Annotated in this window: 25 protein-coding genes; 16 read left to right on the top strand and 9 right to left on the bottom strand. The window is 43.6% G+C overall.

What is annotated here, in order from left to right; genetic code table 11:
- Nucleotides 1–93: 93 nt before the first annotated feature.
- The gene (locus ABDW02_RS15905) at nt 94–348 is read right to left on the bottom strand and encodes a hypothetical protein (RefSeq protein WP_343636233.1); all 255 of its coding nucleotides are present in this window, start codon (nt 346–348) and stop codon (nt 94–96) included.
- A gap of 45 nt (nt 349–393) precedes the next feature.
- Nucleotides 394–1,410: an ADP-ribosylglycohydrolase family protein gene (locus ABDW02_RS15900; RefSeq protein WP_343636230.1), complete on the bottom strand. Its 1,017-nt coding sequence runs from the start codon at nt 1,408–1,410 to the stop codon at nt 394–396.
- Nucleotides 1,411–1,561: 151 nt separating this feature from the next.
- Between ABDW02_RS15900 and ABDW02_RS15895 the strand changes: the two genes are divergently transcribed.
- The 3 genes from ABDW02_RS15895 to ABDW02_RS15885 all read left to right on the top strand — a co-directional run bounded on the left by ABDW02_RS15895 (nt 1,562) and on the right by ABDW02_RS15885 (nt 4,423).
- Nucleotides 1,562–3,142: a Na+/H+ antiporter gene (locus tag ABDW02_RS15895; protein ID WP_343636228.1), complete on the top strand. Its 1,581-nt coding sequence runs from the start codon at nt 1,562–1,564 to the stop codon at nt 3,140–3,142.
- 110 nt (nt 3,143–3,252) lie between these two features.
- On the top strand, nt 3,253–3,771 hold the full coding sequence (locus tag ABDW02_RS15890; protein WP_343636226.1) for an ATP-binding protein: 519 nt from the start codon (nt 3,253–3,255) through the stop codon (nt 3,769–3,771).
- 31 nt (nt 3,772–3,802) lie between these two features.
- On the top strand, nt 3,803–4,423 hold the full coding sequence (locus ABDW02_RS15885; protein ID WP_343636224.1) for a class I SAM-dependent methyltransferase: 621 nt from the start codon (nt 3,803–3,805) through the stop codon (nt 4,421–4,423).
- Nucleotides 4,424–4,430: 7 nt separating this feature from the next.
- Here the strand turns inward: ABDW02_RS15885 and ABDW02_RS15880 are convergent, their stop codons facing one another.
- Complete coding sequence (locus ABDW02_RS15880; RefSeq protein ID WP_343636222.1) at nt 4,431–5,264, bottom strand: alpha/beta hydrolase; 834 nt, start codon at nt 5,262–5,264, stop codon at nt 4,431–4,433.
- Nucleotides 5,265–5,357: 93 nt separating this feature from the next.
- Between ABDW02_RS15880 and ABDW02_RS15875 the strand changes: the two genes are divergently transcribed.
- From ABDW02_RS15875 to ABDW02_RS15815, 13 genes are all read left to right on the top strand, one after another.
- Complete coding sequence (locus ABDW02_RS15875) at nt 5,358–6,098, top strand: protein phosphatase 2C domain-containing protein (RefSeq protein ID WP_343636220.1); 741 nt, start codon at nt 5,358–5,360, stop codon at nt 6,096–6,098.
- A 39-nt stretch (nt 6,099–6,137) separates the two neighbouring features.
- Entirely contained in the window at nt 6,138–6,701 is a 564-nt protein-coding gene (locus tag ABDW02_RS15870) for a Crp/Fnr family transcriptional regulator (RefSeq protein ID WP_343636218.1), read from the top strand.
- A 167-nt stretch (nt 6,702–6,868) separates the two neighbouring features.
- Entirely contained in the window at nt 6,869–7,396 is a 528-nt protein-coding gene (locus ABDW02_RS15865; RefSeq protein ID WP_343636216.1) for a YceI family protein, read from the top strand.
- 12 nt (nt 7,397–7,408) lie between these two features.
- Nucleotides 7,409–7,627, top strand: a complete 219-nt coding sequence (locus ABDW02_RS15860; RefSeq protein ID WP_343636214.1) for a 4-oxalocrotonate tautomerase family protein — start codon at nt 7,409–7,411, stop codon at nt 7,625–7,627.
- Nucleotides 7,624–7,851, top strand: coding sequence for a nuclear transport factor 2 family protein (locus tag ABDW02_RS15855; protein WP_343636212.1), 228 nt, complete (start codon nt 7,624–7,626; stop codon nt 7,849–7,851). Before ABDW02_RS15860 ends, ABDW02_RS15855 begins: the two co-directional genes overlap by 4 nt.
- Before the next feature lie 92 nt (nt 7,852–7,943).
- Nucleotides 7,944–8,078 carry a nuclear transport factor 2 family protein gene (locus ABDW02_RS15850; protein WP_343636210.1) on the top strand — a complete coding sequence of 45 codons (135 nt, stop codon included), beginning with the start codon at nt 7,944–7,946 and terminating at the stop codon, nt 8,076–8,078.
- A gap of 19 nt (nt 8,079–8,097) precedes the next feature.
- Entirely contained in the window at nt 8,098–9,165 is a 1,068-nt protein-coding gene (locus ABDW02_RS15845) for a nitronate monooxygenase (RefSeq protein WP_343636208.1), read from the top strand.
- Nucleotides 9,166–9,201: 36 nt separating this feature from the next.
- Nucleotides 9,202–9,735, top strand: coding sequence for a hypothetical protein (locus ABDW02_RS15840; RefSeq protein WP_343636206.1), 534 nt, complete (start codon nt 9,202–9,204; stop codon nt 9,733–9,735).
- Nucleotides 9,736–9,789: 54 nt separating this feature from the next.
- Nucleotides 9,790–10,095 carry a hypothetical protein gene (locus ABDW02_RS15835; RefSeq protein WP_343636204.1) on the top strand — a complete coding sequence of 102 codons (306 nt, stop codon included), beginning with the start codon at nt 9,790–9,792 and terminating at the stop codon, nt 10,093–10,095.
- Nucleotides 10,096–10,174: 79 nt separating this feature from the next.
- Nucleotides 10,175–11,041: a hypothetical protein gene (locus ABDW02_RS15830; RefSeq protein WP_343636203.1), complete on the top strand. Its 867-nt coding sequence runs from the start codon at nt 10,175–10,177 to the stop codon at nt 11,039–11,041.
- Between the two features lie 322 nt (nt 11,042–11,363).
- Nucleotides 11,364–13,226 (top strand): hypothetical protein, encoded by a 1,863-nt coding sequence (locus ABDW02_RS15825; RefSeq protein WP_343636202.1) that lies wholly within the window; start codon nt 11,364–11,366, stop codon nt 13,224–13,226.
- A 269-nt stretch (nt 13,227–13,495) separates the two neighbouring features.
- Complete coding sequence (locus ABDW02_RS15820) at nt 13,496–14,605, top strand: VWA domain-containing protein (protein WP_343636200.1); 1,110 nt, start codon at nt 13,496–13,498, stop codon at nt 14,603–14,605.
- 110 nt (nt 14,606–14,715) lie between these two features.
- Nucleotides 14,716–16,179, top strand: coding sequence for a magnesium chelatase (locus ABDW02_RS15815; protein ID WP_343636198.1), 1,464 nt, complete (start codon nt 14,716–14,718; stop codon nt 16,177–16,179).
- Between the two features lie 65 nt (nt 16,180–16,244).
- Here ABDW02_RS15815 and ABDW02_RS15810 read toward each other — a convergent pair whose 3' ends face one another.
- The 6 genes from ABDW02_RS15810 to ABDW02_RS15785 all read right to left on the bottom strand — a co-directional run bounded on the left by ABDW02_RS15810 (nt 16,245) and on the right by ABDW02_RS15785 (nt 22,136).
- A complete protein-coding gene (locus ABDW02_RS15810; RefSeq protein WP_343636196.1) occupies nt 16,245–16,829 on the bottom strand; it encodes a hypothetical protein in 585 nt (194 codons plus the stop codon).
- Nucleotides 16,830–16,883: 54 nt separating this feature from the next.
- A complete protein-coding gene (locus tag ABDW02_RS15805) occupies nt 16,884–18,929 on the bottom strand; it encodes a T9SS type A sorting domain-containing protein (protein ID WP_343636194.1) in 2,046 nt (681 codons plus the stop codon).
- 172 nt (nt 18,930–19,101) lie between these two features.
- Nucleotides 19,102–19,668, bottom strand: coding sequence for a hypothetical protein (locus ABDW02_RS15800; RefSeq protein ID WP_343636192.1), 567 nt, complete (start codon nt 19,666–19,668; stop codon nt 19,102–19,104).
- A gap of 274 nt (nt 19,669–19,942) precedes the next feature.
- Nucleotides 19,943–20,608, bottom strand: coding sequence for a hypothetical protein (locus ABDW02_RS15795; RefSeq protein WP_343636190.1), 666 nt, complete (start codon nt 20,606–20,608; stop codon nt 19,943–19,945).
- Nucleotides 20,609–20,690: 82 nt separating this feature from the next.
- Nucleotides 20,691–21,350: a hypothetical protein gene (locus tag ABDW02_RS15790; RefSeq protein WP_343636188.1), complete on the bottom strand. Its 660-nt coding sequence runs from the start codon at nt 21,348–21,350 to the stop codon at nt 20,691–20,693.
- Between the two features lie 132 nt (nt 21,351–21,482).
- Nucleotides 21,483–22,136 (bottom strand): hypothetical protein, encoded by a 654-nt coding sequence (locus ABDW02_RS15785; RefSeq protein WP_343636186.1) that lies wholly within the window; start codon nt 22,134–22,136, stop codon nt 21,483–21,485.
- Nucleotides 22,137–22,171: the final 35 nt, after the last annotated feature.

The following is a 22,171-nucleotide window of genomic DNA, read 5'->3' as shown; positions in this document are numbered from 1 at the left end:
AGAACTTAACAAAAAACTATCAACTCTGCTGAAAGAATGAAGTTGACAATGTTCCAACAACCGTTATGGCTTATTGGAGGTTCGTTTTCCAAATTAATTCGCCCGTGTCAGAAATACTTTCACGAACCCCCAAAGTGCGGCTGCTCCAAAAATGCCACACCCGATTGCACCGCCTTTCAAACCACTGTCGGCTATTACTTCATAGGATCCTCCTATTGACGTTTCTCTTACATAATAACTCTGCGTCTGCACCCCGAAAGCAACACATCCGATAAAACCGGCTATTGCCAGGAAAAGGAATACTATCATAACTACTGCTGCAGGTTTTGCATTTGATTCTTGAGTCATGGTTAAATGTTTAGATCCTAAATATAAAATTTCCGTAGATTTATTCTATTCATTACCGGTTTTATTCCAGACAAATTCCCCGAACTCTTCCCCTACTTCCTGCACATATTCCTTTCCTTCAACAGAATGGATCATATACTCCGGAATATCACCGATCCCATATTTTCCGGCAAGAATTCCCGTGCAGATGGAAGCCAGCGAATCCACATCTCCGCCTATATTGACGGAATATTTGAGTGCTTCGAAAGATGTTTTGGCATGTTTAAGCACATAAAGGACACAAACGGCTGTTTGCATCGCGTTGGAAGGCAAGCCGCAGATTCCCGGCAAAAATTGGTCTTCCCGGATGGGTTGCGGGCCACACAAAATTTCGTAATCCCCTTCCTGCAGGTTTTCCGGGCCAGGAAGCTGATCAGCCTTTTTCAGTAACGCTATTGTTTCCGGCTCGTTTATAAACTGCAGACAATATGCAATCAATTGTTCCGGCTGAATGTCCTTTAGCAGGAATCCCTGCGCAGCACGAGCCACCAAAATACTTGATGCAACTGCCAACGGATGCGGGTGGGTACAATTCGCATTGATTGCTGCATACAGATCGATCCGGTCTTCCGGAGCAAAAGCCAGTGGGATGGCGCGCATGGGTGGCGCATTTCCCGGGTATTTCTTGTCTTTTTGGAACGATTTGATTTCTTCAATGCTTTTTTCACCACTGAAATACCAGCGCATGGCACCGTGTCCGTTTCGTTTGTATCCTCTTTTCAGGAACGTAAGATTGTATTCTTCGGAAAAGAAATTAACCAATAAATCCTCCGTAAACGGTTGCTCCGACATCATGGCTTTTGCCACCGCAATGGTCATTTCTGCATCGTCCGTGTAGTCCCACGCTTTGTAATCCCGGGTGAAAAGTTCGATCTTATCGGAACGGATATCCATTCGTTTGTTGACAAACTCCGTGAAATCAACGTGTTCCCGGATCCAGTTGCGATCCTGGAATTCCAGTCCGGCACCGTAAGCGTCGCCGATAGCCACTCCGAGGAAAAGATCTTTGAAATTTACCTGCATAGTCTCAAAAATAAAAAGAATACAGGCATACATCCTCTTGTTTTCCGGAATAAATGAATCGTGACTTTCCCATTTTCAACTATTTTTACTAGTATTGAGCAATCCTGAAAAATCAGTTGGCTTACTGAACAACGCATAATTGAACAATTCAATGCATACCATTTTACCTTTTTTGCTGGCCATGGTCGCAGTGATCGTATTGCTGAACATGTGGGCGAACAAACTGAAAATCGCATATCCTATTTTACTGGTAATCGGTGGGTTACTGATTAGCTTCATTCCCGGACTGCCGACCGTAAAGATTGATCCGGACCTGATCTTTTTCATTTTTCTTCCTCCGCTATTGTTTGAGGCTTCCTGGTCGGTTTCCTTCAAGGAAATGCGGAAATGGTGGCGCATCATCGGAAGTTTTGCTTTCCTGGTGGTATTTTTCACGGCCTTGTCCGTTGCGGTTGTCACCAATCATTTCATTCCCGGGTTCTCTATCGCTTTGGGATTTTTGCTGGGCGGAATCGTTTCACCACCCGATGCAGTGAGTACAGGAGCCATTACCAAATTTGTCAAAATTCCCAAATCAACTTCCGCTATCCTGGAAGGAGAAAGCTTATTGAACGACGCTTCTTCGTTGATTATTTTCCGTTTCGCACTCGTAGCAATAGGATCCGGGCAATTTATCTGGCACCAAGCCGCATTGAGCTTTTTATGGATGATCATCGGAGGAACCGCAGTTGGGCTGATTGTAGCGTGGCTGTTTGTCCGGGCACACAAACTCTTACCTACGGATGCTTCATCGGACATTGCCCTGACGCTGATCGAACCGTATTTCATGTACTGGATTGCCGAACAACTGGAATGTTCGGGCGTATTGGCAGTTGTCAGCGGCGGATTGTATATGTCGGCCAGGCAATTGGTGTTTCTCAACAGTTCCAGCCGGATCCAGGGGTTCAGTTTTTGGGAAAGCTTTATTTTCATCCTCAACGGGATCGTCTTCCTGATCATCGGATTGGAACTACCGGAAATTGTGGACGGTTTGAAGGTAGAAGGAACTTCATTCGGCACTGCAATCGGCTACGGAGTTTTGGTTACTGCGGTACTGATCCTTTCCCGGATGATCAGTTCTTATGCGGCAATGGTTTCTACCATGATCTTTCGTCCGAGTGTGGCTCCCGGGCGGGGTTCTATGCGAAACAGGCTCTTACTTCCGCTCATGCTTGGCTGGACAGGAATGCGCGGAGTGGTTTCACTGGCTGCCGCTTTGGCCATTCCCATTACCCTGAACGGAGAACCTTTTCCGCACCGGAACCTTATCCTGTTCATTACTTTCGTAGCTATCCTGCTCACTTTGGTTATTCAGGGACTCACACTTCCCTATCTCATCAACCGCTGGCATTTATTCGATTCTTTTATCAACGAAGAAGCCGAGGAAGCAACCCGCAGGGAAATGAAACGCGGATTGAAACAACATGTATTTGAATTCCTGAAAAAGAAACAGGAAACCGAACTGAAAGATCATGCGGGATTAGAACTGTTCATGCGCCATTGGGAAGAAAAGTCGAAGGCCTCTGATGACAGCTGGATGAATGAACAAACAAAAGCTATTTTTATCGAAATGCTGGAAGTGCAGCGGGCATACCTGACGGAACTCAATAAAGACCCGAAGATCAACGAAGAAATAATCCGTACGCAGTTGTACCAGATTGATCTGGAAGAAGAACGGATAAAAAGCATTTAAGGACAACCGGAAAATGGGATATCCTATTTTTATGAAATCGTGATATCACGATTTTACAATTCCCGATCAAACAGTAGAAAAAACGATTAACATTCACAGAAATTCATCCCATGAAAATTGCATTTACAGGAGCTCACCGCGTAGGAAAAACCACGCTTGCCGAAAAAATCCATGCCTTAGCGCCGGAATTCCTTTTCATCCCCGAACCTTACCGGGAACTGCTGGAAGAAGGACATTTATTTTCCGAAACGCCAAGCACTGAAGATTTTTCCATGCAACTGGATCGTGCCCTGGAAAATGTAGAAATCGATGAACTGGACGTATTATTTGACCGTTCTCCGCTCGATCTGCTTGCCTATATCCACATCATTGGCGGAGCGGAAGCTTCCCGGAAATACTACTTGCAAGTCAAGGAAACAATGGACGAAATTGACCTGCTGGTATTTGTTCCGGTTGAAAAACACGATGTGATCGGTTGCCCGGAATCCGAATTCCCGAAATTGCGCAGGCAAGTCAACGAATTGCTGGAAGAATGGATCGATGCCTTTGACCTGGATACGATCACTGTGAGCGGAACCTTAGCTGAGCGGGAGAAGCAAGTCATTGAAGCAATCCTTCGTTTCGATTAAACTTTCAGAGAGCAACCGGGTCTAAGGAGTTATGAGCGAAAATGAAAAACCCGAATTCTGGGAATCCAGCTTCCGTGACAAGCAGGAAATGTGGGGAATCAACCCTTCCAAATCTGCTATTGTCACCAAAGACCTTTTCCGGGAGCGATCCGTTAAGAATGTGCTTATCCCCGGAATCGGTTACGGGCGAAATGCGCAAATATTCCGGGAAAACGGGATGGAAGTAACCGGAATTGAAATTGCCGAAACGGCTATCCGATTGCTCCGAAAACATTACGGCGAAGAAATGACGGTTTACCACGGCTCCGTCACAGACATGCCTTTCGACCAAAAACTTTATGAGGGGATTTTCTGTTATGCATTGATCCACCTGCTGGACGAAAACGAACGCAGAAAACTCATTGAAGACTGTTATAACCAACTCTCCGAAAACGGCTGTATGGTTTTCACCGTTATTTCCAAAAAAGCACCCACTTACGGAACCGGCACACCCATCGGGAAAGACCGTTTCCAGCAATTCGGCGGCGTAAACATGTTCTTCTACGACGAAGATGCGATCCGGGAAGAATTCGGTGCATCCGGTTTGGCAGAAATCCGGGAGATCGAGGAGAATTTTCCGTTCTTTTTGATTATTTGCGAGAAGAAGAAGTAACAGCAACTTATTTAAACCGCACTGCATCCCCTTTAAAAGGCTGAGAAATCCAGTTTTCCACGATCGCATTGAACAATTCCGGGTTAAGGGTCGGCATGCGGTGCACTTCTCCGGGAGAAATATTCAGATTGGCAAAGCGCAGGTTGATGTAGATCCAAAAAGTATGCTCTTCCCGGATGACGTCGCGGTCGCCGGAAGTAATGAGCACCGGAATAGCAATTTTCTTCAGGTCTTCGGCACTGATGTGCGGCTGGAATTCCATCATACGGTTTTTCTGCTGTTCGAGCTTCCAGTTTTTGGTCGTATCCCCTTTCGCCAGCATGGTTTCAGCTTCTACGCGTTTATCGTGGATTTCTTTCGCGGATTGGACATACAAGCCGTCCGGTTCTGCATTAGCCGAATGTGACACCAATTGCTTCAGGTTTTCCGGGTAATGGATTGCCATCAGCAAGCCGATAATTCCACCGTCGCTTTTCCCGATGACAGTCACGTCCTTCAACTTCAATTCCCGGATCAAAACAGACAAATCATTTGCCTGCTGCAGATAAGTCAGTGAATCGGTCCCCAATTCGGAGTTTCCGCGACCACGGCAATCAACCGCGATAACCTGGTATTTCTTCGAAAAATGGGTAATCTGCGGTGTCCAGCCTTTGATCCCGGTGCTGTTTCCATGAATCAGTAAAATGGGGGCTCCTGTTCCGTAAACTTCATAGTACAAATTCACCCCGTTGATCTTCAGGTATTTTCCCACCTCTTTGTTGGAACCATAAGGAATGGCGTTTTGGGAAAACCCGGCAATAGAACATGCCATCAGCACAACCAGCAAAAGGAATCGGTTCATGAGAAAGTGAATTTGAATGAGTTAAAAATAAGTATTCAGGTTCAATTGCTTTCTTTTTCAAGCTTTTAATTCAAATTACATTAATTTTGAACTATGAATATCTATTCTGCACTACAGATTGGCAGTTTCCACTCAAATCATTGCGAAGATTTTACAACTATATCAGAACTAGACTCCGGAAAAAAACTTATTGCTGTTATGGACGGCTGCACCATGGGAGAAGATTCGGTATTTGCATCCATTCTTGTTGGAAAGATCCTGAAAAAAATTAGCAAAAAATACTATTACCGGCATTTTAGAGACACAGGGAGAGATCAAGATCTGAAAACTTACCTGAAAGAAATTCTGAGGGAATTGGTTACTGAACTCAAACAGGTTAAAAACCAACTCGGACTCGAAACTATTGAACTTTTAACAACCCTTGTTCTTGGGATTATTGACGAAAACACCTTTGATGCTGAAATAGTTGTTATTGGTGACGGGTTAATTTGCGTGGATGGACATTACACTGAATTTGAACAAGACGACAGACCTGATTATTTGGCTTACCATTTGAGCAAAAATTTCGAAAGTTGGTTTGATGATCAAGAGCAGTTTCTTTCCGTTCATGCATTCTCCAACCTGGCAATTTGTACCGATGGAATTTACACCTTCAAAAACTTTGGAAATTCAAAGAATCAAAAAGATGAAGAAACATTCAAAACATTTCTTTTAGAAGACATCGAGGGCTGTGAGCAGGAAAATTTTCTGGCTAACAAATTGCTTTTCATACGTGACGAATGGAAACATTCTCCGAGTGATGATCTGGCACTTATACGAATAATTCGATCTTAGAATAAGCTTCCTTAATCTTAACTCATTATTTTAGCTTTCATGAACGCTAAAGAATTGCTCCGGGACTACCTTTCGAAAACAGTGACTCTTTCCGAAGAGCAGTTTGACTATGTATTCGCCCATTTCGAAGAACAGCAATTCACCAAAGGGCAAACACTCATTTCTGCCGGCGATAAAGTGAACCGGGAATACTTTGTAGTGGAAGGCTGTCTGAAGTCTTTTTACATCAACGACGAGGTAAAACTATTTATCCTGCAATTTTCCATGCCGAATTGGTGGGCTTCCGATTTCGAAGCATTGTACAGTGGTGAAAAAGCCCGGATCCATGTCGACTGTATAACGGATGCAACCGTTCTGGCACTTTCGAATGAAAACCGGGAGAAATTGTGCCGCGAAATCCATGAAATGGAATATTTCTTTCGATGGCGGACCAATAAAGGATATGTTGCGACCCAAAAGCGCCTGCTTTCTTTTATGAACAACAATGCCAAACAGCGCTACGAAGAATTGCTGGCCCTATATCCGCAACTCTACAATCTCGTTCCGAAACATTTGATTGCTGCTTACCTGGGCGTTTCACGAGAGACTTTGAGCCGTCTATAGTTCGAAATAATACTCCTTCTCTTTCTGTCTCTCATTCTCTTTCTGTCTCTCATTCTCATTCTGTTCATTCTAATTCTGTTTCTCAATCTCATTATGTGACTTACATCACGTAATCCTTCTTTTTTTCCGCCTCAACTTTGTGTCATTCATATTAAAGATTCAAAAACATGAAAACACAATTTGAGATCAACAAGGCAAAAAGCAAAGTAGCCTGGACAGGCAGAAAAGTAACAGGTGCTCACAACGGAACTATCGACTTCAAAGCCGGTCACATTCAATTCAACGAAAACGTGCTAAGCGGTGGAAACTTCGTGATTGATACCACATCCATCAAAATCCTGGACATTACAGATCGGGCCACAAATGCGCAATTCGCAGGCCATTTGGCTTCGGATGATTTCTTTAGTTCCGAACAATTTCCGGAAGCAAGTATGGAAATCGTACATGCAGAACCGCGCGAAAACGGATCTTATCACATCAACGGCGATCTGACTATCAAAGGAATTACGCATCCGGTTGAATTCGACATGCAGGTTAATCAAACAGATAACTTAGTAACAGCATCCGGGAAAATAACCATCGACCGGACGAAATACGGTATCCGGTTCCGCTCCGGGAACTTCTTCACAAACCTCGGGGACACACTCATTTACAACCATTTCGATTTAGACTTCACCTTCACAGCTGAGGCTTAAACTTTTTCAATTATGCCAGTCATCAACATAGAACTAACGCGCGAAGGCGTTACACGCGAGCAAAAACAGCAGCTTATCAAACAATTGACGGATGTAGTTACAACTGTCTTGAATAAAGATCCGCAGCTCACACAGGTGGTAATCCGGGAAATCGATACCGACAATTGGGGAGTTGGAGGAGAACAAGTCTCCGTACTCAGGGAACAGGGAATTACCGCAGATAAAAAATGAAATTATTCACCATCGCATGGATACTGTGTATTGTTCACGGTATCCACGCACAAAAACGGAATGTCATGGAAACAAAAACAACCAAAGAGGAAGCCATTAAAGCCGTCCTTCAGGACTATTTAGAAGGAATCAGAACCGGAGACACCACACTTTTGGGACAAACGTTTCATCCGGATGCATTATGCATTGCTTTTCGGAGACATCAACGGAACTCCCTACGCTAAAACCCGGAATGAATATCTAAGTGGCGTCGCAAACCGGGTAAGTCCGGAAGAATCGGGGCTGCCATTCGGAAGGCGAAATTCTTGCTATTGATGTGATCAATTCCATCGCAACGGCAAAACTGCATGTCCGGATGTATACATTCAATTACTACAATTTCATTACGCTTCACGAAACGGACGGTAATTGGCTGATTGTGAATAAAACACTGACAAACGTTATCGATTAATTCCTTAAATTCAATCATTATGTGGAACAAGACAAAAGCAACGGAACTCCTGGAAATCGATTATCCCATTTTACAAGGGCCTTTTGGCGGCGGATTATCAACTCCCGAACTTGTAGCAACTGTTTCAAACCGGGGTGGTTTGGGCGGATATGGAGCTTACAGCATTTCACCGCAGGAAATTTACGAGGTCGACCGGCAAATCAAATCGCTGACCGGTAAACCGTATAATCTCAACTTGTGGGTTTCCGATACGGATGCACCCAACGGAACAGTCAGCGACAAACAATATGAACGCACGAAAACCTTCTTCAAACCTTATTTCGATAAGTTAGGAGTAGACCTTCCTGCCAAACCGGATTTCAAAACGCGGTTTGAAAACCAGTTCCAGGTGATTCTGGACATCAAACCTAAGGTATTCAGTTTCGTTTTCGGAATTCCTTCTGCAGACATGCTGGAAGAAGCCCGCAAACGCGGAATCCTGCTCGTCGGCAATGCAACTACGTTGGATGAGGCCATTGCTTTGGAAGCTGCAGGTGTGGACGCGATCGTTGCATCCGGCTTCGAAGCAGGCGGACATCGCCCTTCCTTTTTGGAACCGGCCGAATTATCGATTACCGGGAGTTTTGTTCTGACGCAATTGGTCCGCGAAAAGGTGAAAGTGCCTCTTATTACAGCCGGAGGAATTGCAAACGGAAAGGGAATTGCCGCAGCTTTTGCTTTAGGAGCAGATGCTGTGCAAATCGGTACAGCTTTTTTGGCAACGGAAGAATCCGGTGCTTTGCCGGAACACCGGGAAGCCCTGTTTTCGGATGCTGCGAAAAAAACCATATTGACACGTGCTTATACCGGACGCCTGGGTAGAGGAATTACTACGCAACTCGCAAAAGAAGTCCACGGGAAAGAACACGAACTCCTTCCCTTCCCGCTTCAAACTACTTTGATGTCTTCCCTGCGAAAAGCTGCTTTGGCACAGAACAAACACGATTTGGTCTTATTCTGGAGTGGTCAGATCGCCCCTGTTTTGAAATACCGGAAGGCCTCCGAATTGATGGAAGCTTTGATTGAGGAAACAGGGAAATTGACCTAAAAACATTTAATTCATCCAAAAAAACAATTACTTCACATGAAAAACGAACTTCCGAAAGATATCCTAAGTAAAGTCGCGGAATTATTTCCGGCTGAGCCTGACAGGAATGAAATTATCCGGTTGATTGAAGAGATTTATACCCACGATTGGGGAGTTGGGAAAGACCAGCTGGTTCGGGCATTGCTTATGCTTTCAAAGGGAAAGGTGGATGAATTCAAAAAACATAGTACAAACATTGTAGATCCGCGCGACACTATTACGGATGCAACTCCATTTATTCGTGACGATGAAGCGGATGACGAATTTCCGCCGGATATAAGGGAAAAAGTGTTGGAACTATTTCCTGCTGAAACCGACAGGGATGAACTATTCTTGTTGATTGAAGACATTTACACCCACGATTGGGGTGTAGGGAAAGATCAACTGGTACGCGCATTATTAGTTCTTTCCGAAGGGAACGCTAATTCCTTTAAAGATCGCAGTAAAAATATGGAACCAAGAGACCTCATTATGGAAGCCGAAGCAATGCTTGGAAACCCGGGACATTATTTCCTGGAACCATTTGATTGAACACGATTTTATGGAATTTTTCGCCCTTGTTCATCTGTAAGAGAAATTGTACGTATGAAATCACTTTTCTACACTTTTCTGTTTTTATTCCCGGCAGTACCAGCCCTTGCTCAAACTCCTGTTGCGGATTCTTTGATTGTCAGAGGTGAAACTATTTATTACATTGATGGAGTGAAGGTTCGCAAATCTGCTCAATTGACCGGTACCATTGTAAAGGAAGAAGACATCACGGTAATTATTGGCGGCCTTCCAGTAAATTACGGAGACATAGGTTCTTCCATTATCCGGATTGCAAACACAAAAATTCCTCCGCGCAAACCAACCGTTCCAGACAAGGAGCAAAAAATGGCAACGGAGTAAAATAAGTTTCGCAGCCATGCAACCAAGACGTCCATTATTCCATCTCCATTCTGTAAATACTAAAAAGAATTTATAAAGCATGCTCCCAAATATTACACTTACTGCCGACCAGCAAAAAGAGATCCACCAAAAACTAAAATCTTTTTTCCAGGATACGAAACTGGATTTCATGGAACAACTGAAAGCATACTACGATTACCAGGTAGAATTGGTGAAAACACACGGTCGCGAAGGTTTGATGGTGTTCCTGGACACAGAAACACAAGTGTATGTCGACGGGATAAACAACCGCAGTCTGGAGATCATGCATTATTCGGAAGTTCCGGAAAGTTGTCCGTGGCATGATTTGCATTTGTTACCACAAGACGAAGCCATTAGCAAGGTTTGGGAGAATTTCCCCATCAGCTTCGTAGATTCACTGGTGAAATACACCCTGGAGCTCTTTGCTATTTTTGAGGAAGGAAAATGGTATCTGGCTTATGCTTACCAGGTAAAGGATTACGCAGACAATATTTTTTACGAATTCCTGGGAGGAAGAGAACCGAACCCGGACGCAAAATTACCCGGAGACCTTGTAAAAGCAGGGTGGAAAATGCCTGCCGACCTGAAAGCATTGTATTCCGTCCATGCAAACTTCGGAGATTTAAAAAGCGCTTTGAGAGATGACCGATCGCATTGTATCTGTGCAGCGGAAAAACTGGAAACATCCCTGACTTTCCTGGAAGAACACGTGGAGGAATGGGAAGCAGATTACAGCTTTTTCGACTTATTGCCTTTCTGGGAAGACGGTGCAGGAAATTGCCAGAACTTTTACAAAAAAGAACCGATAGGCAATTCGTATGAAACCGTAGATTGGGATCATGAAACCAAAGAAATTTCCGGTTACAGCAGGTTAGCGAAATTCATCGATTATCATGACGGGCAGAAATTGCGCGGAGAGTATTAAGCAATTGAAAATGTAAAATTGACCTTAAAGAAAATTCATTCAATTTTACCATGCTGCATTTTCATTACAACTACTTGGATTCAATCCCCAACACTTCAAGTACCCGGATTTTTTAATGACCAGAAAACTATCATCTTTCTATAAGGATGATTCTCAAGGCGAAAGCGAGTACCAAGCTAATGCTTTGAACTAAAAATTAAGTACTGAAAATCAATTAGTTATCAAACAAGGGGAAACCCCCGATTTTCATTTTTTTCTTTTAAGAGGAAGGAAAACCAAATTAAAAGCCCTAGATTCGCAGCGAATTTTTAAATCACTATTTATGATAAAAAGTCTACACTTAATTTTTCTTGCGTTTACACTTTTGGGATTTAAAGCTTATGCCCAGCCCTGTTCGACCATCATTATGGCCACAGATTCATTGGTATGTTCCGGAGACAACATTACACTGAATGCTTTTGCGAACGGACCGGATGTGCAGATCATGGCTTCCAATACAGCAGGAAACAATCACCGTGGTAACATGTTCGACATCGTTGCTACCAACCCGGTAACAATTCTGTCATTTGATGCTTCTCCGATGGGAAATACAACCATCGAAATCTATTACAAAGTAGGTACCTGGAACGGATTTGCAAATACTCCTTCTGCCTGGACATTCATCGGCTCAGCACCAGTCCCTTACACAGGCGGGTTCTCAGCCGTACCGGTAGACGTAAATGTCACGATCCCGGCAGGACAAACGTATGCATTCTACATTACATCGAACACATCTGCAGTAAGCTTAAACTATTCAAACGGTACAGCTGTAGGAAACGTTTACAGCGCCGATGCAAACATTACTTTCCTCGAAGGTGGTGGTATGGAATATCCGTTTACAGCGAATACAGGCGCTGTTTACCAGCCGCGTGTTTGGAACGGAAATATTCACTATGCACTGGCGAATCAACCGGGATCTATCCTTACCTGGGGAACCGGTGAAACAACTCCATCTCTTGCAGTAACGCCAACTACAACAACAACTTATACCGCATCGGCAAACGTTCCGGGATGTGCTCAATCATTCGACACACTGGAAATTGTTGTTTCCATTCCTGTGGTAACAGCGCACGGGCCTATGACTGCATGTGCTGAAGACAGTGTGGCACTTTATGGTCAGGGAGCTGCAAGCTATACCTGGACAAATGGTGTAACAAACAACGTCTTTTTCGAAGCTATGACAACCAACACATATGTCGTAACCGGTACCGATTCAATCGGGTGTACGGATACAGATACGCTAATAATGACGGTACACCAGCTTCCGAATGTGAATGCAGGAGCAGATTTCGGTGTATGTGAAGGAACGAATATCACGTTATCCGGACAGGGCGCAGATACTTATACCTGGAATAACGGTGTGATCAATAATATGCCGTTCGAACTGACTAGCACCACGACTTACACCGTAACCGGAACAGACACCAACGGATGTGTTAAAAGCGATGCAATCACAGTAACATTCAATCCGAATCCGGTTGTTTCTGCAGGGCCTGACCTGGATCTTTGCCAGGGAATCGAACACACTTTGACGGGAACAGGAGCTCAAACTTATACCTGGACAAACGGAGCAACGAACGGTATGCCTTTCATTCCGATTAACGGAATTTATACCGTAACGGGAACAGATGCAAACGGTTGTACCGGAACAGATGATATGCGAATTACCCTTCACAATGTAATGGCTTCGGTTTTTGCTTCCGGAGGAACATTGACTGCCGGAACATTGATCGATATGACCGCTCAGTGGGTAAACTGTTCGGATATGTCAGTAATCCCGGGTGAGACAGATGTTGTATTCAACCCTGATCTAAACGGTAGCTATGCGATTATCGTTGTGGACAATGTTTACGGTTGCCGCGATACTTCAAACTGTGTTTCAGTAGATTTTACAGGACTGGAGGAAACAGCAGCAGCAGAATTAAGCGTTTACCCGGTTCCGACAAACGGTAAATTGACCGTAGCTTCTTCAGGAGCAGTAATCGAACGCCTGGAACTGATCGACTTGCTTGGCAAGGTTTTGGAAACTGCCGAACCGAATACACTTCAAACGGAATTGGAGCTTTCAGGTTATGAATCGAACACTTTCTTCTTACGCATTTACCGTGCAGGTCAGATGAACCTGGTGAAAATCGTGAAGAACTGATAAGATATACGTTCAGTTGGCAGGCTTCATAACTGTCAACACCCAGCAAATCCCGGTAAAACAGATAAGTTTACCGGGATTTGTTTTTTTAGCGCATCGCCACTCGTTATCAACAGATTTTAACGAATTTTAAGGTTTACGTTCGTTTCGAAAATCGATTTAATGACGTACCTTTATTCGTTCGAAAGTACAAGCTTTATCTGATTCATTTCATTGACCGAATATTTCATCCGACTCACGGTCAATCACAACTAAAAACAAACAACAATATGCGCAAAGGATTTGTATTTACGCCCTATTCCGCTCCCGAGCTTTCTCCGTTCGACAGGCTCTTCGAGATTTTCAAGGAGCTCATTACACACACTTCCGGAGATTTTGACGAAGCCATTGACTGGCTTCGCGTCCTGGACAAGGAGTACGAACTAACTACACCGGATTACACCATCGATGATTTCGTGGAAGATTTACGGAAAAAGAATTACATCCGGGATAAAAGCGGTGAAAACGGAAGCGGAGGAGCAGAAATTACTGCAAAAATGGAACGGGCGATCCGTCAGCATGCACTGGAACAGATTTTCGGGAATCTGAAAAAAAGCGGAGTCGGGAACCACCGCACAAAGCATAGCGGAACCGGTGACGAGCAAACCGGCGATTACCGGCAGTTTAACTTCGGCGACGGGTTGGAAAAAATCTCTATGACCGAAAGTCTTCGGAATGCACAGATCAACAATGGAATGGGTGAATTCCAGTTGCACGAGCGCGATCTGGTGGTCGAAGAAAGTTTCTACAAAGCCCAGATGAGTACTGTTTTGATGATCGACATCAGCCACAGTATGATCCTGTATGGTGAAGACCGCATTACTCCGGCGAAAAAGGTAGCAATGGCTTTGGCCGAACTGATCAAAACCCGTTACCCGAAAGATACACTGGACATCCTGGTTTTCGGCGACGATGCCTGGGCCATTGAAGCAAAAGATCTTCCGTACCTCGAAGTTGGCCCGTATCACACCAACACGGTTGCAGGGCTCGAACTGGCGATGGATTTACTGCGCCGGAAACGGAATACCAACAAACAGATCTTCATGATCACGGACGGAAAACCAAGCTGCGTCATTGAACCGGACGGTTCGTATTACATGAATTCCGTAGGTTTGGATAAGTACATTGTTGACAAGTGTTACACAACGGCACAGCAAGCACGCAAACTTCATATCCCGATCACGACTTTCATGATCGCGCAAGACCCGTATTTACAGCAATTCATTCAAAATTTCACCGCTGCAAACCAGGGAAAAGCGTTCTACACCGGAATCCAGGGACTGGGACAAATGATCTTTGAGGATTACCAGACAAACAGAATTAAACGGATAAGAGGATAAAGAAAGATCAAAAAGTTCAAATTTTCTTCGCTCTACGAACTTCGAAGGTTCAAAGAGTTTAATCATTCAATTTGAACATTTGAATAAAATAAATTACACAGACAAAACGTATGAAATCAATCAAAACATTGGGCGAATTAAAAGCCTCAGGATACCAGACAAAGAGCGTTAAAGAAGAATTGCGATCGAATTTAATGGAAGCCCTCAAATCGGGAAAGCAAGCCTTTGAAGGAATTCACGGCTATGAAAACACGGTTATTCCGGAATTGGAACGCGCCATTTTAGCCAAACACAACATCAATTTACTGGGATTGCGCGGGCAGGCCAAAACGCGTTTGGCGCGCCTGATGGTGAACCTGTTGGACGAATGGATGCCGATTGTTCAGGGTTCGGAAGTCAATGACGATCCGTTTGCCCCGCTTTCACGCTATGCGAAGGACCTGATTGCTGAAAAAGGCGACGAAACACCAATTGCATGGGTTCACCGGGAAGAGCGCTTTGCTGAAAAGCTGGCCACTCCGGATGTAACCATTGCCGACCTCATCGGTGATGTGGACCCTATCAAGGCAGCAAACATGAAATTGTCTTACGCTGATGAGCGTGTGATCCATTTCGGGATGATACCGCGTGCCAACCGCTGTATTTTTGTGATTAACGAATTACCGGATTTGCAGGCGCGTATCCAGGTGGCACTTTTCAATATTCTGCAGGAAGGCGATATCCAGATCCGTGGTTTCCAATTGCGTTTCCCGCTGGACATTCAATTTGTGTTCACGGCAAACCCGGAAGATTATACCAATCGCGGAAGTATTGTAACGCCGTTGAAAGACCGTATCGGTTCACAAATCCTGACCCATTACCCGGAAACAATCCAGGTTGCGCGTACCATTACCGAACAGGAAGCGAAACTGGAAGGCGATCAAAAAGAAAATATTACCGTACCGGGATTGGCAATGGACCTGATCGAACAAATTGGTTTCGAAGCTCGCAACAGCGAATACATCGACGTGAAAAGTGGTGTGAGTGCACGGATGAGTATTTCAGCTTTTGAAAACCTGGTGAGTGCTGCAGAATTGCGCGGATTAAAAAGCAAAAGCCCTAAAACCAGCGTTCGACTGGCAGATTTCCAAGGAATTATTCCGGCCTTAACCGGGAAAATGGAATTGGTTTACGAAGGTGAGCAGGAAGGAAGTACCTATGTTGCCGAACAATTGATCGGAAGAGCGGTGAAAACCTTGTTTGAAAGCTATTTCCCGAAAGTTGAGAAACTGGAAAAACCGGGAGAAAGCGGTCCTTACCAGGCGATTGTGGATTGGTTCTTTGAGCAGGATGAATTCGTGCTCTCTGAAGATGCCGATGATAAAACGTATCATGCACAATTGGACTCGATTGCTCCTTTGGAAGCTTTGATCCAAAAATACCAGCCGAAAGTTGCCGCTGCCGAAAAACATTTCCTGAAGGAATTTGTGTTGTGGGGTTTGGTGGAAAGTAAAAAACTCAGCAAGTCACAAATGAACAACCATACAACATTCAGTGACCAATTCAGTTCATACGTACGCGGAGGACTGAATTAAGAAAGCGAAAAATGAGAATGAGAATGAGGATGAGGATGAGGATTGGGTTCTTCATCCTCATTTTTTTACTTATTTGCTTCCAGGCGAAGCCTGACCTTTTTGGACGACACTTGTCCGTTTGAGGAATTCACATGCAAACTTTCTGATTCCATCCACAGTTCTTTCCGGGTTGAATGGGTAATGGTATAAATCATTGCTTTTTCACCCGTGAGGTAAGTGTGAGAATCCGTTATCGTTGTATCCGGAAAGGCAGGATTGTTACCACCACCGGTTTGTGAAGCAACAGATGATTCGAATAAGATATTGAATAATATACGTTCGTTCTTTTTGAAATCATCGCCTTTTGTTTTTTGAATAAAACTCCAGGTTCCTCTCTGAGTCAGGGCTTTTTTGTTCGTCAGGAAAACAGACCCTCCAAAAACAACACCCGAAGTAGAACCCGACTTATTCCAGGACCAGGTCCCGTCTTTATCAATGATAAACCGGTTCGAAGTGATGGAATTATCCACAGAAGTAAAGCCATCAATTTCTTCCGTATCAAAAATGACATTCCATTTATTCGTAACTTTTCCCCTGGTCGGTTTTTCGCAGGAGATCAGTAATAGAATTGTCAATGATGCACTTAAGCTGTAAAAGATGATTTTTTTCACGGTGATTCTGATTTGATGGATACCCTAAAAGTATGCAATAAATCAGGAACAATCCTATTCTACGATAATTTTTTGTGTTATCAATTCCTTTCCTTTCGCTGTCTGAATGAAATAGATTCCCGGATTCAACCCGGAAAGGTCCATTGCCAATGTATGTTGGTTGACCTTTTCCAAAGAGGTGATCAAACGTCCGTCAGCACTCAAAACACGGATCATTTCCATGGAAAAATCTGCCTTTACGATTACTTCACCGTTAGTCGGATTCGGGTAAACATTCAACTGATGCGACAGGTTGTTTTCGTTCAAGCCAAGGTTCAGGTTTCCCTGGACAAAAATTCCCAGACTCGGGTTCACAAACTGTCCGCAGCCGCTTTCTTCTGTTTCAACCGCGCGAACCATGTACCAGTCACCGTAATGGTAATCGTTGTCTGTGTAAGTCAAAGTTGTCAGCTGGTTGGTTGTCACGCGATTGTAAACACCCAATTCCGCCGTGCTTTTGTAGACATGATATCCGCTCACATTCGCATCCGGTGAAGCTGTCCAGTTCAATACCGCTTCATTGTTCACATTTGCTATGGTCAGGTTCGAAGCGGGCTGCAATTGGTACAAACGGATCGTCGGATCGCCGTTGTAGGCAAAATGTGTACGTCCCCACCAATTTGTATCGTCCCAGTTTTGCTGTGGCTTCTGGATATTGTTGTTGACAGTATTGTTATTCATCACTTCTTTGATCGCTTTTCCAAGTGCTTCGCCACTGCAAGCCTGGTGGAACATATTCAAAGCGGTAGTTGCCCAAAGTGTTACCAGGCACTTTGTATTTTCAGCAAGCAATCCACGGATCCTGCCATAGTAGAAACTTTGCGGCTCGTCATTGAATCCCCAGTAACTTTGGTCGCTGGAATACACCGTTGCATTCATCCCGTAAGTTTCCCACTCCCCCAATTCCGGGAAATTCTGGTTTTGCATATACACTTTAAACGGCCCGTTGTTCTGTACCCATTGTGGGTGCGGAGCTCCGGCCGTATTCTGGTACACATTGGCACTTTTCGAAATTCCTGGCAAAGTGCGGTAGGAACCGTCAACGGAATTGTCGTAGCCGACATAAAACCCGGATTTATCTCCCATATCCCAGCCGCTTACAACATTTTTGTAATTGCTCAAACGGTCTAGGTACTGTTCGGTTAATACGAGTTCTGACTGTGAGGGCTGAATCAGATCTGCAAAATCTACGCGTCCGAAAGCCATTTCCAGTTCGGAAGGATAAAAATCCTGGTCCCACTTATAGTCGCCCGGCAGATTCACTGCCAAAGGTGTTGCCAAACCTCCCGGATTAAAGGTATTTGCGTCCGTATAAACGCCGTCGATATCTGCATAATATCCGTCACAGCCGCGCGCGCCTTTGTTCTGATCGTGGCCATCAGGTGCAGTAACGGTTGAAGAACCGGATCTCGGAAGGGGAACATGCCCCAGGATGAACACCATTTTAGGTTTATCGCCTGCCGGTGCATTGTTATAGACTGCTGCAATCTGGTTACGGATTCCTACAACTGTATCTCCGCTGTCCCACCCGTTCGCATGCGGAACGATCAGTTCATTCACAAACCAACCGTCGCCGGTCAACTCCTTTTTCAATCGTTTAACTTTGGAGGTAAGTCCGTTGTAAATATTGTCGGCAACAACAAAAATAAGTTGTCCATGGTAATTGGAATTGTCCTTCAGCAAAGCACCGACCGTATAACCCGTTGCGTCATAGCTTTGACCTCCATACGTCCAGGTACCGGTGCGTTTCACCTGGTATTCCCAAATTTCTCCCGCGTTGACATTTACATCGATCCATTGTGTAGTTCCTGCAGGTAGCCCACTTGCCACGGAAACCCATTGATCTCCTGTTCCATAAAGCGGCCTTCTGAAAATGCTTGTTTGCTGCGTGGTGTTTGAAGCGGCATCCAATAAATGAATGGTGACCGAAGGTGTAGCTAAGTTTACACTTGCTTCAACCAGGCAAACACGTGCTCCCGTGGTATTAAAGTTGAAATTGTAGTTTTGGGCAGTCAGTGAAAGTGTTAAGCTCAGCGCAAGAAATGTCAGTACGTTTTTCATAAGTCAGATAATCGTTGAGTAGCTGTAAAATGATGTTTCAGTGAGCCTAAATTAATCATTTCTTATGCTCGCTAATGCCCACACAAAACAAATTAACAACTTTCAAAAATCGTGTAAAACAAAAAGGGAACCTATAACAGGTTCCCTTTTAATATTGATATTGATCTGATTCTTATTTCTCAGCCAACTTGATAGTTGTTTTTCCGGAAGTGGAGTTTGTTGAGCTACCAGTAGTGCTTGAGTTACCCATTTCAGCTTCCAAAGCCAATTCTTTACCTTTAGACTCAGTAACAGTGTAGATCATTACGTTCTCACCTGTCATGTAAGTATCAGTACTTGTTGTAGTTTGAGAGCTTCCTCCGAAAGAAACTACCTGAGTATTTGTTTCAGACAAAGTGTTGAACATTACACGCTCGTTTTTCTTGAACTCATCACCTTTAGTTTTTCCTACGAAAGCCCAAGTTCCGCTTGTAGTAGTAGTCAATTTTTGAGTGATTCCGTTGCTAGTTGAAGAAATGTCACGAGTACTTGTCCATGTACCATCTTTTTCGATAGTCATTTCATTCATGTTAACTGTCGCTGTACTTGTAGTTGTAGTTGTTGAACCGTTAGACGTTGAAGCAGTAGTGTAAGTGTAGTTAGATTCTGTCATGGTGGTAGTGTACACCGTTTTGTCACCGTTAGACTGTGTGTCAGTTTCTGTAGAGTTGTACTCAGTCACTTTCCACTCATTAGCCATTTTACCTTTGCTTGATTTACCACAAGAAGACAAACCAACCGTTAGAAACGCAACACTTAAAGTGCAGTAAAAAATCTTTTTCATTATTGTAAGTTATAAATTAGTTGGGCAAATGTACCACTATTCTGATAATAGTCAAACTTTTAACAAAAAGATAACCAGAAAATAGTTGATATGCCATTCATTTAATTTTCAGTTAACGAAGCGGGAAAGCGGAAGATAGCACTTATTTTTTAGTTGTTTTTTACCGGTTCATTTTAACAGAAAACTCAAGCTATTCCTTACTTTTCATGACTATTGTACTCGATATTGAATTGCTGTTCGAAGTTGAATTTTGAGTAGTCACATTTTGGGCTTCCGACTCCAATTCCAATTCTCCTTTTTTAGATTCTTTAACAGTATAGATCATGGTATTCTTCCCGGTCGAGTAAACAAGGTCGCTCGTATCCTCATCGGTCACTACTCCATTCTCCATATCCACTTCATGAAGTTTTGCAGCCAGTACATTGAACAGGATTCGTTCATTCTTCTTGAAATTATCCCCTTTCGATTTCGCTAAAAAACTCCACGTGCCGCTCTGTTCTACCATTTCGGTCTCCGTTGAATTCCCGTTATCCCCGGTGTAAGTAACACTGGTAGTCCAGGTCCAGGTGCCATCTTTTTTAATGACCATCTCGTTGGTATTCATCGTTCCTGTTCGGGTAGTGCTGGTAGTAACACCGGATGCGGGATAATAATCGTCTTTTTCCGAAGCACTGCTTTCGTTCATCGAAAGGGTCGAAACGTGTTTATCCCCGTTTGAATTAATAGACGTTTCCACATTTTCCATGGAAGTCACTTTCCATGTATTGGTTACTTTACCTTTGGTGCTTTTTGCACAAGCGGTCATTCCGACAACTGTAAGCGCTAAACTTAGCGTATATATCAGGATTTTTTTCATTTTGTTCGTGTTTGATTTTATGATTCTCTTGCTTTCAAGCCTAAAGATTCAAAGCTTAAAAAAACTGTATTTGTCTTATTAACTACTTTTCCTGTAAAGTCATACTTACAGACTCATTATTTATGTTACTTGAACCGTTATCCATTGTAATAGATACATCATTCACCGATTCCAGTTGTAATTCTTTCTTCTTCGATTCTTTGATAGTAAAGATTTGGACATTCTCACCGGCCAGGTAGGTTTTATTGGTTATAAATTGAGAAACAACCGTTGAATTGTTGCTTTGGGTAGAAGTCAGTTTCTCCGTCAGGGTATTAAAGAGAATGCGCTCATTCTTTTTGAACTCATCGCCCTTCGTTTTTCCTACAAAAGTCCAGGTCCCGGTTTGTTCCGTAACATTCTTCTGTTCACTGTTCCCTCCCGTATCAGATGTCAAATCCCGGATCATACTCCAGGTACCGTCCTTTTTAATGCTGAACATGTGTGCATTGACAGTTCCCTGGTAATTAGTGGTCACAACCATTCCATCATCATTGGAAACAAATTGTTGGGTAAAGGATGTTTCCTGTATATTGGTGGTCGTACTATTCGAATAGCCTGCACCGGTGACCTGGTAAGATTCTGTTTTTAGATAGGAAACTACTTTCCATTCATTACTAACCTTCCGGTTTGTAGATTTTGCACAGGACGCCATTCCGACAGCCAAAAATGCAATGCTCAGCGCATAAGTGATTTTTCTCATCGTGATGTTTAGATAAATTGTTGCCCGTAAAAACTGCAATTCTGCTTATTTATTGTTTAATGAGTTCATTAGGACCAACAAAAAAGGGATTTGCTTTGAACAAATCCCTTTCTTTTAAGCTTTAAAATCCGGCTACTTTCCTTTTAAAGTGAGCTTTTGAATCAAGCTGTTCGTACTAGTTCCCGAATTATTTGTAAATGCACTGTTTTTCTCCAGTTCTATTTCAAGCTCATCTTTTTTGGATGTTTTGATCGCATAAACCAGCACTTTTTCTCCGGTTGCATACGTATTAACCGCTGAACTACTGCTAACAACAGTTCCTCCCGACGACGAGGTTTCTACTTCTTTAGAATTCAACACATTGAAATGTACCCGCTCATTCTTTTTGAAATCGTCGCTTTTGTTTTTCTTCAGAAAGCTCCAGGTGCCGCTTTGTTCGATTCTGCTAACAGAGGAAGATGCACCGCTCCCAAAAGCAATTTCCCGAACAGAAGACCACGTACCGTCTTTTTTAATGAGAAACTCATAAGCATTTAATGTACCTGTTTGTGAGTTGGTAACTTCGGGGCCTGTGGGAGGATGATAGAACGTACTGCTTGTCACTTCATTATCGGTGGTAGTAAGCGTATTCACCGTATGCTCATCATTGGCATTGCGAAATTCCTGTTCTTCAAAGGAAGAAACAACTTTCCAGTCATTGACCAGTTTGCCTTTGGTGGTTTTTCCACAAGCTGCTAGTACAGTTATCAATGCGATATTTAAGGCAATCCCTGCGATTTTTTTCATATTCTTGATTATTAAACCCGGAGGTATTCTGAATG

The organism is Fluviicola sp., from assembly GCF_039596395.1.
Lineage (GTDB): Bacteria > Bacteroidota > Bacteroidia > Flavobacteriales_D > Crocinitomicaceae > Fluviicola.
Note: the sequence above shows the minus strand (reverse complement) of the source record. Positions and strands in the feature narration are given on the sequence as shown.